This window comes from Allobosea sp. NPDC055332, from assembly GCF_053645455.1.
In genome coordinates this window covers 744130-757545 of record NZ_JBSHMO010000001.1, presented here as the reverse complement: position 1 = coordinate 757545, position 13416 = coordinate 744130, and the positions used below count along the sequence as shown (strand labels likewise).

Genomic DNA, 13416 nt, shown 5'->3' with positions numbered 1-13416 from the left:
GCCGCGCGGCCGGTCAGGCGGCGCGGGCGAAATAGGATTGCAGCGACCTCACTTCGAGATCGCCGCTGCAATAGGCCTTGATGCCCTCCGCCGCGGCGATCGCACCGGCCAAGGTGGTATAATAGGGCACCTTGTGCAAGAGGGCTGCCCGGCGCAGCGAGCGCGAGTCCGCCAGCGCCTGTGGACCGTCGGTGGTGTTGAAGACCAGCTGGATCTCGCCGTTCTTGATCGCATCGACGACGTGCGGGCGGCCTTCGAGCACCTTGTTTATCTTGCTGGCGCGGATGCCGTGCTCCTGGAGGAGGCGCAGCGTGCCGCCGGTCGCGACGATCTGGAAGCCGAGTTCGGCGAGGATCGCCATGGAGGGCAGGATGCGCGGCTTGTCCTCGTCGCGGACCGAGACGAAGACCGTGCCCTTGACCGGCACTTTCGAGCCGGCGCCGAGCTGGCTCTTGGCGAAGGCGACGTCGAAGGAGCGGTCGAGGCCGATGACCTCGCCAGTCGAGCGCATCTCCGGCCCGAGCAGGACGTCGACGCCGGGGAAGCGGGCGAAGGGGAACACGGCCTCCTTCACGCCGACATGCTGGAGCTTCTCCTGCTTCAGGTTAAAGCTCGCGAGCTTCTCGCCCGCCATCAGCCGCGCGGCGATCTTGGCGATTGGCTGGCCGATCACCTTGGCGACGAAGGGCACGGTGCGTGACGCGCGCGGATTGACCTCGAGCACGTAGATCTCGCCGTCCTTGATCGCGTACTGCACGTTCATCAGGCCGCCGACGTCGAGGGCGAGCGCCATCGCCTTGCTCTGGCGCTCCAGCTCGGCGATCAGCTCCGGCGAGAGCGAGCGCGGCGGCAGCGAGCAGGCCGAATCGCCGGAATGGATGCCGGCCTCCTCGATATGCTCCATGATGCCGGCGATGAACGCTTCCTTGCCGTCGCAGAGGCAGTCGACGTCGACCTCGATCGCGTCCGAGAGATAGCGGTCGAACAGCAGCGGGTTCTTGCCGAGCACCGTGTTGATCTGGCCGGTCTTGTCGTTCGGGTACTTGGCCTTGACCTCGGAGGGGATCAGCGAGGGCAGGGTGCCGAGCAGGTAGTCCTCGAACATCACCTCGTCGCGGATGATCGCCATCGCACGGCCGCCGAGCACATAGGACGGGCGCACCACGAAGGGCAGGCCGAGCTCGGCCGCGATCAGGCGCGACTGCTCGACCGAATAGGCGATGCCGTTCTTCGGCTGCTTGAGGTGAAGCTTGTCGAGCAGGCGCTTGAAGCGGTCGCGGTCCTCGGCGAGGTCGATCGCGTCGGGCGTGGTGCCGAGGATCGGGATACCGGCCTGCTCCAGCGCATGCGCCAGCTTCAGCGGGGTCTGGCCGCCGAACTGGACGATGACGCCGTGCAGCGTGCCGGCCTGCTTCTCGGTCTCGAGGATCTCGAGCACGTCCTCGGCGGTCAGCGGCTCGAAATAGAGCCGGTCCGAGGTGTCGTAGTCGGTCGAGACCGTCTCGGGATTGCAGTTGACCATGATGGTCTCGTAGCCGGCGTCGCGCAGCGCGTAGCAGGCATGGCAGCAGCAATAGTCGAACTCGATGCCCTGGCCGATGCGGTTGGGGCCGCCGCCGAGGATGACGACCTTCTTGGCGTCCGAGGGCTTGGCCTCGTCGGCCGGCGCGCCTGCGAACGGCATGGCGTAGGTCGAGTACATATAGGCGGTCGGCGAGGCGAACTCGGCGGCGCAGGTGTCGATGCGCTTGTAGACCGGACGCACCTTCAGCGAGCGGCGCAGGGTGCGGACCTCGGCCTCGCTCTTGCCGGAGACGGCGGCGAGGCGCTTGTCGGAGAAGCCCATCGCCTTGAGCTGGCGGAAGGCGATCGGCGTCTGCGGCAGGCCGTGCTTACGGATCTTCTCCTCGGTCTCGACGATGCCGCGCATCTGCTCGAGGAACCAGGGATCGACCTTGCAGCTCTCATGGATCTGCTCGTCGGTGAAGCCGGCGCGCATCGCCTGGGCGATCTGGAGGATGCGGTCCGGCGTCGGGGTCGAGAGCGCCGCCTTGATCGCGTTCCTGTCGTCGCCGTGGCCGATGCCCTCGATCTCGATCTCGTCGAGGCCGTCGAGACCGGTTTCGAGCGAACGCAGCGCCTTCTGCAGCGATTCCTGGAAGGTACGGCCGATCGCCATGGCTTCGCCGACCGACTTCATCGCGGTGGTCAGCGTCGGCTCGGAGCCCGGGAACTTCTCGAAGGCGAAGCGCGGGATCTTGGTGACGACATAGTCGATCGTCGGCTCGAACGAGGCCGGGGTGGCACCGCCGGTGATGTCGTTCTCGATCTCGTCGAGCGTGTAGCCGATGGCGAGCCGCGCCGCGACCTTGGCGATCGGGAAGCCGGTCGCCTTCGATGCGAGGGCGGACGAGCGCGAGACGCGCGGGTTCATCTCGATAACGATCATCCGGCCGGTCTCGGGATCGACCGCGAACTGCACGTTCGAGCCGCCGGTCTCGACACCGATCTCGCGCAGCACCGCCAGCGAGGCGTCGCGCATGATCTGGTATTCCTTGTCGGTCAGCGTCAGCGCCGGGGCGACGGTGATCGAATCACCGGTGTGGACGCCCATCGGGTCGAGGTTCTCGATCGAGCAGACGATGATGCAGTTGTCCGCTTTGTCGCGGACGACCTCCATCTCGTATTCCTTCCAGCCGAGGACGCTCTCCTCGATCAGGATTTCGCTGGTCGGCGAGGCGTCGATGCCGCGCTCGCAGATCTCGATGAACTCGCTCTTGTTGTAGGCGATGCCGCCGCCGGTGCCGCCCATGGTGAAGGACGGGCGGATGATGGTCGGCAGGCCGATATCCTCCAGCGCCTCGAGCGCGGCGCCGAGCGTCTTGACGTGGTGCGAGCGCGGGGTCGAGAGGCCGATCTTGGTCATCGCCTCGCGGAAACGCTCGCGATCCTCGGCCTTGTCGATCGCGTCAGCGGTGGCGCCGATCATCTCGACGTCGAACTTCTCCAGCACGCCCATCTTCTGCAGCGAGAGGGCGCAGTTGAGCGCAGTCTGGCCGCCCATGGTCGGCAGCAGGGCAAAGCCGCCCGGCAGGACATTGCGTTCCTTCTCGATGATCTTGGCGACGATCTCGGGCGTGATCGGCTCGACATAGGTCGCGTCGGCCAGCTCCGGATCGGTCATGATCGTCGCCGGGTTCGAGTTGACCAGGACGATGCGGTAGCCCTCAGCCTTCAGCGTCTTGCAGGCCTGAGTGCCGGAATAGTCGAACTCGCAGGCCTGGCCGATGATGATGGGGCCCGCGCCAATGATCAGGATCGTCTTGATGTCTGTGCGCTTGGGCATGGTCTCGACCGGTTCCGTGCGGGCGCGCAGAGCCCGTCCGATCGAAAGGAGCGGGGGCCAGCGAGCGCCTGAAGATGAATGCTAGGCGCTCGCTATAGACGGGGGAGGCGGCGGGGGGAAGCAGAAAGCGCTTCTTCCTGTCATGCGCGCACAGGTGGCGCATTTCCCCCTTTGCGCAGTTGAGTGGTGGCGGGCGGGGTATAGCATCCCATTCCGCGATGGCGTCGAGCCGGTTCGCGACAGCTCCGGCCACGCCCTCCCCAACCAGAGGAGCTTGGCCATGCGTGAGTCCGATCCGCAGAAACTCGATGCCTTGGTGGGACGTCTCGTCGGGGACGTCGGAGCCTGCGTCACCGGTTCCCTCATCGTCCTCGGCGATCAGCTCGGCCTCTATAAGGCGATGGCTGATGGCAAGCCGGTCACCGCCGCGGAACTCGCCAGCCGGACCGGCCTCAAGGAACGCTATGTCCGCGAATGGCTCTCGGCCCAGGCCGCAGCCGAGTACATCGACTATGATGAGGGCAGCGACAGCTTCAGCCTGTCGCCGGAGCAGGCGATGGCTTTTGCCGAGGAAGGCAGCCCGGCCTTCTTTGCCGGCGCCTTCGAGATCGTCCAGTCGATGTGGGTCGACGAGCCCAAGGTCGAGCAGGCCTTCAGGACCGGCGGGGGGCTGGGCTGGCACGAGCACAGCAACTGCCTGTTCCGTGGCACCGAGCGCTTCTTCCGGCCGGGCTACAATACCAATCTGGTGAGCAGCTGGATTCCGGCGCTGGACGGCGTCAAGGCCAAGCTCGAGGCGGGCGCGGTGGTCGCCGATGTCGGCTGCGGCCATGGCGCCTCGACCATCCTGATGGCGCAGGCCTACCCGAAGTCGCGCTTCTACGCTTTCGACTATCACGGCCCCTCGATCGAGAAGGGCAGGGAGGCCGCGGACAAGGCCGGGGTCGGCGACCGCATCGTCTTCGAGCGGGCGAGCGCCAAGGATTTCCCGGCGGCGAGCTACGATCTCGTCGCGATGTTCGACTGCCTGCACGACATGGGCGATCCGGTCGGGGCCGGCCGCCATGTCAGGGAGACGCTGGCGCCGGACGGCACCTGGATGATCGTCGAGCCCTTCGCGCACGACAATCTCAAGCAGAACCTCAACCCGGTCGGCCGGATCTTCTACGGGGCCTCGACGATGATCTGCACGCCGGCCTCGATGGCTCAGGAGGTCGGCCTTGGGCTCGGCGCGCAGGCTGGCGAGATGCGGCTGCGCAAGGTCGCACTCGATGCCGGCTTCACCCGCTTCCGCCGCGCCACCGAGACGCCGTTCAACATGGTGTTCGAGGTCCGGGCTTGAAGCCTCGCTACGACAAGTGAACAAAACCCGCCCGCCATGAGGCGAGCGGGCTGAGCAGTCGATCGGCTGATGCTGGTCAGCGCGTTGACGGCGCGACCGCGACCTCGCTGAGGCGAGCGGCTGCGCGGGCCGCCGCCTTGCGCCGCTGTGTCGCGATCAGCAGCAGGCCAAGCGCGCCGAGCTCGCAGGCTGCTCCGACGAAGCCGAGCTCCCAGGAGGCGCCATGGCGCAGCACCTGCTGGCCGAGCGCGGCGCCGGCGGCGATGCCGATATAGAGCGCCGAGGCGTTGAGCGAGAGCGCGACCACGACCGCATCCGGCGCCATCGCGGCGAGGCGCGACATCTGCGAGGGATGCCCGGCCCAGCCGGCGCCGCTCCAGATCATCAGGATCACCGGCAGGACGAAGATCGCCACCGCCGGCGGCAGCGTCACCGCGACGAGCGAGGCGGCGGCGAGCGAGGCGGCGAGCAGGCTGAGCACGAAGGTCAGCGTCGGCACCGGGCCGAAGCGATCGCTGGCCTGGCCGCCGAGCTGGTTGCCCAGTGCCGAGCCGATGCCGGTGATGACCAGCGTCGCGCTGAGCCAGTGGCCGGAGATGCCGGCATGGGCCGAAAGGAAGGGCGCGACATAGGTGTAGAGCGTGAAGGCGCCGGTGGTCCAAAGCGCGGTGGTGCCGAGCGCCAGCAGCACGTCGCCGCGACGCGCCACCTGCAGCCGCTCGGCGAGCGTGTTGGCGCCGCGCGGCAGGCCGGCCGGCATCTTGAGCAGTAGGCCAGCGAGCGCGAGCGCGCCGAATAGCGCCACGACCAGGAAGGGGAAATGCCAGCCGAGCGTGGCGACGGCGGTGCCGAGCGGTACGCCAAGGATCAGCGAGACGGTCATGCCGCCGGTGACCAGCGCGATCGCGCGGGCCCGTCTTTCCGGCGGGACGAGCGCCACCGCGACGGCGTTCGCCGCGGGCATGAACACGCCCGAGCCGAGCGCCATGACGATGCGTGCCAGCATCAGCCAGGCGAAGTCGCTGGTGAAGGCGGCGAGGAGATTGGCGAGGGTGAACACCGTGAGCGAGCCGACCAGCACGAGCTTGCGGTCGAGATTGCCGAACAGCGTCGAGAGCACCGGCGAGCCGATCGCGTAGGCGATGGCGAAGATCGAGATCAGCAGGCCGGCCGTGTCGACGCTGACGCCGAAGGCGGCGGCGAGGTTCGGCAGGATGCCGGTGATGACGAGGCTGCCGGTGCCGATGGCGAAGGCGCCGCCGGCCAGCAGGAGGAGACGGATATCCATGGCAAAGGGCTCCGTGGGGAGTGCCGAAAATTTCAATGATCGTTGAATCATGGGCGTCGGCTGACCATGAGTCAATCCTAAATTCAAGGATCATTGAAACTTGTCAGGAGCGGCCGATGCAATTAAGCCGGAGGTGATGAAGCAGCTCTTCCACCCTGAGATCGAGGACGTCCTGCCGGCCGACGTGTTCTCGGCGCTCGGCGACCCGATCCGGCTCGGCATCCTGGTGACGCTCGCCGATTGCGACGAGGTCGACAAGGCGCGCTGCGGCGCCTTCACCGAGCTCGCCTCGCCCTCGCTGCTGTCCTACCACTTCGCCAAATTGCGCGAGGCCGGGATCACGCGATCGCGGGCGGAAGGGACAGTGCGCTTCCTCAGCATCCGCCGCGAAGACTTCAACCGGCGCTTCCCCGGCCTGCTCGACAGCGTGATCGAGACGGCGCGGCGCGATCCGTCGGTGCCGCGGATCAAGCTCGACGTCTGATCCGCAGCCCGCCTGAGGGGCGACGTTACGGGATCAGGATGGTCGAGCCGGAGGTCCTGCGGGCCTCGAGATCGCGATGCGCCTGCGCGGCATCCGCGAGCGGGTAGGATTGCAGCGCGGCGATCTTAACCGTGCCGTCGGCGACGACGCTGAACAGCGCGTTGGCGGCGGTTTCGAGGTCCTCGCGCTTGGCCATATAGGTCGCGAGCGTCGGCCGCGTCACGAACAGCGAGCCCTTGCTGGCGAGCTGGCCAACCGCGAAGGGCGGAACCGCTCCCGAGGCATTGCCATAGCTGACCATCAGGCCGAGCGGGCTCAGGCTGTCGAGCGACGCCTCCCAGGTGTCCTTGCCGACCGAGTCGAAGACGACGGGAACACCGGCGCCGCCCGTGATGGCGCGGACCCGCTCGGCGATGTTCTCCTCGCGATAGAGGATCGTATGGGCGCAGCCATGGGCGCGTGCCAGCGCCGCCTTCTCCTCGCTGCCGACGGTACCGATCACGGTGACGCCGAGCGCGCTGAGCCATTGGCAGGCGATCAGCCCGACGCCGCCAGCCGCAGCGTGCAGGAGCACGGTATCACCGAGCTTGGCGCGATAGGTCCGATGGATCAGGTAATAGGCGGTCAGGCCCTGCAGCATCATCGCGGCGGCCTGTTCGTCCTTGATGGCATCGGGCAGCTTGACCAGCGGAGCAGCCGGCATGATGCGCGCTTCGGCATAGGCGCCGGGCGGGCCGCCGGCATAGGCGATGCGGTCGCCTGGCTGCAGGTTGGCGACGCCGTCGCCGATCGCCTCGATCGTGCCCGCCGCTTCCAGGCCGATGCCGCTCGGCAACGGCAGCGGGTAGAGGCCGCTGCGCTGGTAGACGTCGATGAAGTTGAGGCCGACGGCCGTCTGGCGCAGACGGACCTGGCCCGGCCCCGGTGCGCCGAGCGCGGCGTCCTCATAGCGCAGCACTTCGGGGCCGCCATTCTCGTGGATGCGGATCTGCTTGGTCATGGGGATGTCTCGTGATGGAGGCGGCCGACATGCCGCTGGCGTCGTGATGGGCGAGGCGTTTCAGACTTCGCCGGCAGCCTCGATATCCTTGAGATGCTGGCGGAAGCCGTAGGCCGGGTTCTGCGCCCGCGTCGCCAGGTACTGGTCGAAGCGGGTCTGGCTGCGGTAGCTGCGACCATTGCGCATCGCTGCGAGCTGGCGCGCCTCGGTCTCGCGATAGCCGATCGCAGCCGCGACGATGTCCTCGATCCGGCTTTCGGGCAGGAACAGCACGCCATTGCTGTCGGCGGCGACGTAATCGGTCTCGGCGATACCGTGCTGGCCGACCAGCGCCTGGTGGAACAGGTCGTGCGGTCGCGGATGCAGGCGCTGCGGCCCGGTCGGCAGCGCGCCGAGGCTGAAGACCGGCAGGCCGAGCTCGGTGAGCTCGCGGTTGTCGCGATGCAGGCCCCAGATCACGAAGCCGGCGATGCCGGCGGCCTTCGCCTCGATCGCGACGATGTCGCCGATGCAGGCCTCATCGAGGCGCCCGCCATTGTCGATGACGATCACCTCGCCCGGCGCGGCATGCTCCAGCAGCTCGAAGAAGACGTCGATGCTGCCGACATGGCGCACGGGACGGGCCCGGCCGCATACTTCCATGTCCGGGGCGAGCGGCCGCAAACCAGCCGGCGCGAAGCGGATCGGCACGCCGCAGCGCAGGCAGCCATCCGCCAGATGCGGGGTGGTGAGCGTCTTCAACTGCGCGATCAGATCGGGCTTCATGCGCTGTCCTCCATGGTCTTGGTTGGCCGCTCGGCCGCTGGACAGGACGCTAGCAATGCGAGATCGTTCCGAATAACGAAATGATCGTAAGTTCCGCTTCAGGATTTCGGGTCGATGCCGGCGAGTTTCGATATGGACGCGCTGCGGGCGATGGTGGTCGGGGTCGAGCTTGGCAGTTTCGCCCGCGCCGCGACGCAACTCGGCCGGTCGCAATCGGCGATCAGCATGCAGCTCAAGAAGCTGGAGGAGCAGGCGCGGCGTCCGTTGTTCCGCCGCGACGGGCGCGGGCTGGTGCCGACCGAGGCCGGCGAGGCGCTGCTGAGCTATGCCCGCCAGATCATCGCGCTGAACGACGAGGCCGCGGCGGCTGTCGGCAACAGCGCTGGCGCCGCGACGGTGCGTCTCGGCCTGCCGCAGGACTTCTTCGAGGATGTGATGCCGGAGGTGCTGGGGCTGTTCGCGCAGCAGCGCCCGAACTCCCATGTCGAGGTTCGCGCCGGGCGCAACTACGCGCTGGAGGAGGAGGTGCAGGCCGGCCGGCTCGATGTCGCGCTCGCCTTCTTCAAGGCGGGTTCATCGACGGCCGGTGTGCATGTCGCGACGCTGCCGTTGGTCTGGCTGGCTGCGCAGGACATGAAGCGGCCAGGCTCGGCCGAGCTCCCGCTCGTGCTGTTCGACCATCCCTGCCTGTTCCGGCAGACCGCGCTCCAGACGCTCGATCGCCAGCGCCTGCGCTGGCGAATGGCGCTGACGACGCCGAGCCTGCCGGGCCTGTGGGCGGCTCTCGGGGCGGGGCATGGTGTCTCGGTCCGGACGCATCACCGCCTGCCGGGCACGGTTCGCGATGTCGCAGCCGAGCATGGCCTGCCGGAGCTGCCGCCGATCGAGGTACGGCTGCTGGCATCAGGCGCGCGGACGCCAGCCGCCGGAACTCTGCTGGAGATCGCGACAGACGTCGTCCGCAGGCTGGTCGCGGAACCGGCAGCAGCAGCCGGCTAGATCAGCCGCAGCAGGGGCATCCCGGTCCGAAGACGGCTCGGCTGCCGAGCGCCGCCAGTTTTCCGCGCCAGCCCGGTACCTTCTCCCTGATTCCTGCCATCGTCCGCTCGCGATCGAGGCGGGTCGGGCGGCCATCCTCGACCACGACCATGCCGTCGACGATGCTGGTCACCACGTCGCTCGCCCTCGCGTAATAGACCAGCGCGGCGTAGTCGCCGTAATAGGGCTGGAGGTGCGGGCGGTCGATGTCGACCATGATCAAATCGGCCTTCTTGCCCGGCTCCAGCGAGCCGATCTCGCCCTCAAGGCCCATGACGCGGGCGGCGCCGATCGTGTGCAGCTCCAGCGCCTGCGCGCAGGAGAGGGCGGTCGGGCTCCCCAGGCGCAGGCGCATGGCGTTGAGGGCGTTGCGCATGCCCTCGAACGGGTCGTTCAGCATCCAGTCGGTGGCGAAGCCGGTCGGAATGCCGCGCGCCATGATGTCTTCGAGCGGCGGATAGCGGCCGCGGCGCGGATAGATCGTCGGGCAATGGGCATAGGCCGCGCCGCTCTGCTGGACGGCATCGAGATCGCCGGTGCCGGCGAAGACGAGATGGGCGAGCACGACATCCGGGCCGAGCATGCCGACATCCCGTAGGAACTCGACCGGGCCGCAGCCATGGGCCGCCTTGATCTGCTCGACCTCGGCCGCGCTCTGGGCAGCGTGGATGTGCATGCCGATCCCGAGCCTATTCGCCTCGGCGCGGGCGGTCCTGAGTAATTCCACCGAGCAGGTGTCGGTGGCGTGCGTGCCGATGCGGGCGGTGATGCGGCCATCGGCGGCGCCGTGCCAGCGTTCGGCAAAGGCGACGCCGTCGCGCAGGCGCTTATCGCCGATCTCAGGGTGATGCGTGTAGTCGCCGCGCCAGAGCTCGTGCAGGCGGACATCGAAGACCTTGTGGGCGATCTGGGCGCGCAGGCCGCAAGCCTCGACGGTGTCGGCGAGCCGGTGCGGGGCGTACCAGATGTCGTTGATCGTGGTGATGCCGGCCTGGAGCATGTCGGCACAGCCGGCCTGCGCCAGCAGCGCCCACTCATCCTCCGTGATGTCCTTCTCCATCCGGAACGCAACTTCGAGCAGCGCCGCCTTGGCGGCGTGGTCGTCGGTCTGGCTGCGGAAGACCAATGACGCCGCGTGCGAATGGCAGTTGACGAAGCCGGGCAGGACGGCCCGGCCGGCGCCGTCGATCGTTCTGGCCGGTGCCCAATGCCCCTCCGGCTGACGCGGGCCGGCATGGAGGATACGCCCGCCGGTGATCGCGACTTCACCGTCCGGGATGACCGGCAGTCCGGGGCTGACCGGATAGAGGAATTCGGCGCGCACCAGGAGGTCGATCTCGATCATGGTGCGGGCTCCTCTATCGCCATGAGCGAGCTTAGCGAGGTTGGGTCACTTCTGAAGCGCTCATCAATGCAGGGCTGCTACCCGCCAAAAAGAACGCGGGTCATCCCGGATCTCCCCTTCGCTCCGTCCGGGATGACAGCGTGATGGAATGCGGAAGCTCCAATCACAGCCTTGCGTCCGCAATCCGCTCTCGCTATGAAATGTTACAACGTAACAAAATACGAGATCCGAGATGGACTCCCGCCTCCCTGTCACCGTGCTCTCCGGCTTTCTCGGCGCCGGCAAGACGACGCTGCTCAACCACGTCCTCAACAATCGCGAGGGCCGCAAGGTCGCGGTTATCGTCAACGACATGAGCGAGGTGAACATCGACGTCGACCTAGTCCGGGCCGGCGGCGGCGATCTCTCGCGCACCGACGAGAAGCTGGTCGAGATGAGCAATGGCTGCATCTGCTGCACCTTGCGCGACGACCTCCTCGCCGAGGTCGGTCGGCTCGCCCGCGACGGGCGCTTCGACTACCTGCTGATCGAGGGCACCGGCATCGCCGAGCCGCTGCCGATCGCCGCGACCTTCGAATTCCGCGACGAGGACGGCTTTTCGCTCTCCGACCTCGCCCGGCTCGACACCATGGTGACGGTGGTCGATGCGGTGAACCTGCTCAAGGACTATGGCTCCCGCGATTTCCTGCGCGAGCGCGGCGAGACGGCGGGGGAGGGCGACGAGCGCACGCTGGTCGATCTCCTGGTCGAGCAGATCGAGTTCGCCGATGTCGTCGTGCTCAACAAGGTCGCCGATGCCGGGCCGGAGGCGGTGGCGCAGGCGAGGCTCGTCATCCGGGCGCTCAATCAGGATGCGCGGCTGATCGAGGTGGATTTCGGCCGCGCAGCGCTCGATCAGATCCTCGATACCGGCCTGTTCGACCATGAGAAGGCGCAAGAGCACCCGCTCTGGCACAAGGAACTCTACGGCTTCAAAGACCATATGCCGGAGACCGAGGAATACGGCATCTCCTCCTTCGTCTACCGCGCGCGCCGGCCCTTCCATCCCGAGAAGTTCAACGCCTTCCTGGCCAAGACATGGCCGGGGCTGATCCGGGCCAAGGGCCATTTCTGGCTGGCGACGCGGCCGGAATGGGTCGGCGAGATGTCGCTTGCCGGCGCGATCTGCCGGACCGAGGCGATGGGCTTCTGGTGGGCCGCGGTGCCGCGCCCGCGCTGGCCCGACCATCCGGAATGGAAGGCGATCCTGAACCGGCACTGGCACTCGGTCTGGGGCGACCGCCGGCAGGAGCTCGTCTTCATCGGCTCCGGCATGGATGAGAGCGCCATTCGCGCCGGGCTCGACGCCTGCCTGCTCGGCGAGACCCCGACCATCGCCTTCAAGCCCGAGCGCTATCGCGATCTGCCCGACCCGTTCCCGGCCTGGCGTCGGGCGACCGCGGCCTGAGACCTCACCCTCTACTATCCGCCCTGGAGACTGCCATGCGTCCACTTTCCCTGTTGTCCTCGCTTGCCATCTCGGCCGTGCTGTCGAGCCTGCCGGCGCTCGCCCATGACCATGCCGTGCTGCGCGGCCGGCTGGTCTTCGCCGACCACGAAAAACCTGTCGTGCGCGTGCTCGATCTCGATACCGGCGAGGTCACGCACAGCTTCGACCTGCCCAAGGCCAATCCCGGTTTCGCTACCGCCCAGGGCGGCCGCTTCGTCGTGATCAAGACCGGCGACGATGCCGGCACGATCCGCTTCCTCGACACCGGCCTGACGATCGAATCGCATGGCGACCACAACGACATCGAGAAGGGGGCGGTGAAGCTCATCGACCTCGCGCTGACCGGCCAGAAGCCGGCGCATGTCATCTCCGGCCATGGCCAGCTCGCGCTGTTCTATGATGGCATCCGCCCGTGGGACGGCCAGAGCACGGCGAAGGCGGTGCTGGTCGCGATCAACGATCTCGCCAAGGACAAGCCGGCGCTGACGGAGTGGCCGAGCCCCGGGCCGCAGCACGGCATCGTCGTGCCGATGGGCGAGGGGCGCTGGCTGATGTCGGTGCCGAACCCGGTCTATGTGAAAGGCGAGGATCGCAGCGCATCGTCGCGGCCTGATGGCTTCGAGATCCTCGACCGGACTAAGGGCGGCTGGGCCAAGCTCGCTAGCTTCAACGACCCGGCCAAGCCCGATGCTTCCTGCAAGCTCTATCACGGCCATGCCGCGGCCGATGGCCGTCATGTCTTCGGCTGCGCCGAGGGGGAGGGCGGCGGCATGCTGGTGCTGTCGCAGGCCGGGGCCAAGTTCAGCGCGCACAAGCTCGCCTATCCCGACGAGCGCCGGCTGAGCTCGATCAAGGCGAAGGCGGGCGCGAAGTTCATGGTCGCCAATTACGGCAAGACCTCGCCCTATGACGGCCTGCTCCGGGTCGACCCGGCCGCCAAGTCGCTGACCTCGGCCGATGTCCTGCCGGTGCCAGGCGGCCAGTCGGCCTGCCAGTTCGAGCTCTCCGCCAATGGCCGGCGGCTCGCCAATCTGACGCCGGATGGCAAGCTGCGGGTCTACGACGTCGCCGCCTGGAAGGAGCTCGCGAGCTTCGATGCCGTGCCGGCCTTCGATTGCCAGTACGGTGCGAAGACGCCGACACCCTCGCTCGCGGTCGTCGGCGGCAGCGCCTATGTCAGCGATCCCACGAACGGCCGCATCCGCGAATACAATCTCGAGACGCTGAAGCAGGCGCTCGATCTGCCGGTCGAAGGCCAGCCGGCCAATCTCGCCGGCAGCGATGCGGGCTGACTAGCCTGTAGGCTTCCGTTCAGCATC

10 protein-coding genes are annotated in these 13416 nt (G+C 67.6%); 5 read left to right on the top strand and 5 right to left on the bottom strand.

What is annotated here, in order from left to right; genetic code table 11:
• Positions 1–13 precede the first annotated feature (13 nt).
• Positions 14–3346, bottom strand: coding sequence for a carbamoyl-phosphate synthase large subunit (gene carB, locus ACWIGM_RS03865; RefSeq protein WP_454024603.1), 3333 nt, complete (start codon positions 3344–3346; stop codon positions 14–16).
• Between the two features lie 280 nt (positions 3347–3626).
• Here carB and ACWIGM_RS03860 point away from each other — a divergent pair, with 280 nt between their 5' ends.
• Complete coding sequence (locus tag ACWIGM_RS03860) at positions 3627–4688, top strand: methyltransferase domain-containing protein (RefSeq protein WP_454024602.1); 1062 nt, start codon at positions 3627–3629, stop codon at positions 4686–4688.
• Between the two features lie 76 nt (positions 4689–4764).
• Here ACWIGM_RS03860 and ACWIGM_RS03855 read toward each other — a convergent pair whose 3' ends face one another.
• Positions 4765–5976 carry an MFS transporter gene (locus tag ACWIGM_RS03855; protein WP_454024601.1) on the bottom strand — a complete coding sequence of 404 codons (1212 nt, stop codon included), beginning with the start codon at positions 5974–5976 and terminating at the stop codon, positions 4765–4767.
• A gap of 136 nt (positions 5977–6112) precedes the next feature.
• Between ACWIGM_RS03855 and ACWIGM_RS03850 the strand changes: the two genes are divergently transcribed.
• Positions 6113–6460 (top strand): ArsR/SmtB family transcription factor, encoded by a 348-nt coding sequence (locus tag ACWIGM_RS03850; RefSeq protein ID WP_454024600.1) that lies wholly within the window; start codon positions 6113–6115, stop codon positions 6458–6460.
• Positions 6461–6485: 25 nt separating this feature from the next.
• On the opposite strand, the gene ACWIGM_RS03845 is transcribed toward ACWIGM_RS03850, so the two are convergent.
• Positions 6486–7460 carry a quinone oxidoreductase family protein gene (locus tag ACWIGM_RS03845; RefSeq protein WP_454024599.1) on the bottom strand — a complete coding sequence of 325 codons (975 nt, stop codon included), beginning with the start codon at positions 7458–7460 and terminating at the stop codon, positions 6486–6488.
• A 60-nt stretch (positions 7461–7520) separates the two neighbouring features.
• Positions 7521–8225 carry an RraA family protein gene (locus ACWIGM_RS03840; protein ID WP_454024598.1) on the bottom strand — a complete coding sequence of 235 codons (705 nt, stop codon included), beginning with the start codon at positions 8223–8225 and terminating at the stop codon, positions 7521–7523.
• A 114-nt stretch (positions 8226–8339) separates the two neighbouring features.
• On the opposite strand from ACWIGM_RS03840, the gene ACWIGM_RS03835 reads away from it, so the two are divergent.
• Positions 8340–9224: a LysR family transcriptional regulator gene (locus ACWIGM_RS03835; protein ID WP_454024597.1), complete on the top strand. Its 885-nt coding sequence runs from the start codon at positions 8340–8342 to the stop codon at positions 9222–9224.
• A 1-nt stretch (position 9225) separates the two neighbouring features.
• Here the strand turns inward: ACWIGM_RS03835 and ACWIGM_RS03830 are convergent, their stop codons facing one another.
• Positions 9226–10608: an amidohydrolase family protein gene (locus tag ACWIGM_RS03830; RefSeq protein WP_454024596.1), complete on the bottom strand. Its 1383-nt coding sequence runs from the start codon at positions 10606–10608 to the stop codon at positions 9226–9228.
• Between the two features lie 232 nt (positions 10609–10840).
• Between ACWIGM_RS03830 and zigA the strand changes: the two genes are divergently transcribed.
• Together zigA and ACWIGM_RS03820 are read left to right on the top strand one after the other, a co-directional pair.
• On the top strand, positions 10841–12055 hold the full coding sequence (gene zigA, locus ACWIGM_RS03825) for a zinc metallochaperone GTPase ZigA (RefSeq protein WP_454024595.1): 1215 nt from the start codon (positions 10841–10843) through the stop codon (positions 12053–12055).
• 35 nt (positions 12056–12090) lie between these two features.
• A complete protein-coding gene (locus tag ACWIGM_RS03820) occupies positions 12091–13389 on the top strand; it encodes a YncE family protein (RefSeq protein ID WP_454024594.1) in 1299 nt (432 codons plus the stop codon).
• The last annotated feature ends 27 nt before the right edge of the window (positions 13390–13416 follow it).

Excerpts from the sequence above, each read along its gene's own strand:
- carB (WP_454024603.1), bottom strand. The coding sequence starts at position 3,346 with ATGCCCAAGCGCACAGACATCAAGACGATCCTGATCATTGGCGCGGGC.
- ACWIGM_RS03860 (WP_454024602.1), top strand. The coding sequence starts at position 3,627 with ATGCGTGAGTCCGATCCGCAGAAACTCGATGCCTTGGTGGGACGTCTC.
- ACWIGM_RS03855 (WP_454024601.1), bottom strand. The coding sequence starts at position 5,976 with ATGGATATCCGTCTCCTCCTGCTGGCCGGCGGCGCCTTCGCCATCGGC.
- ACWIGM_RS03850 (WP_454024600.1), top strand. The coding sequence starts at position 6,113 with ATGAAGCAGCTCTTCCACCCTGAGATCGAGGACGTCCTGCCGGCCGAC.
- ACWIGM_RS03845 (WP_454024599.1), bottom strand. The coding sequence starts at position 7,460 with ATGACCAAGCAGATCCGCATCCACGAGAATGGCGGCCCCGAAGTGCTG.
- ACWIGM_RS03840 (WP_454024598.1), bottom strand. The coding sequence starts at position 8,225 with ATGAAGCCCGATCTGATCGCGCAGTTGAAGACGCTCACCACCCCGCAT.
- ACWIGM_RS03835 (WP_454024597.1), top strand. The coding sequence starts at position 8,340 with ATGCCGGCGAGTTTCGATATGGACGCGCTGCGGGCGATGGTGGTCGGG.
- ACWIGM_RS03830 (WP_454024596.1), bottom strand. The coding sequence starts at position 10,608 with ATGATCGAGATCGACCTCCTGGTGCGCGCCGAATTCCTCTATCCGGTC.
- zigA (WP_454024595.1), top strand. The coding sequence starts at position 10,841 with ATGGACTCCCGCCTCCCTGTCACCGTGCTCTCCGGCTTTCTCGGCGCC.
- ACWIGM_RS03820 (WP_454024594.1), top strand. The coding sequence starts at position 12,091 with ATGCGTCCACTTTCCCTGTTGTCCTCGCTTGCCATCTCGGCCGTGCTG.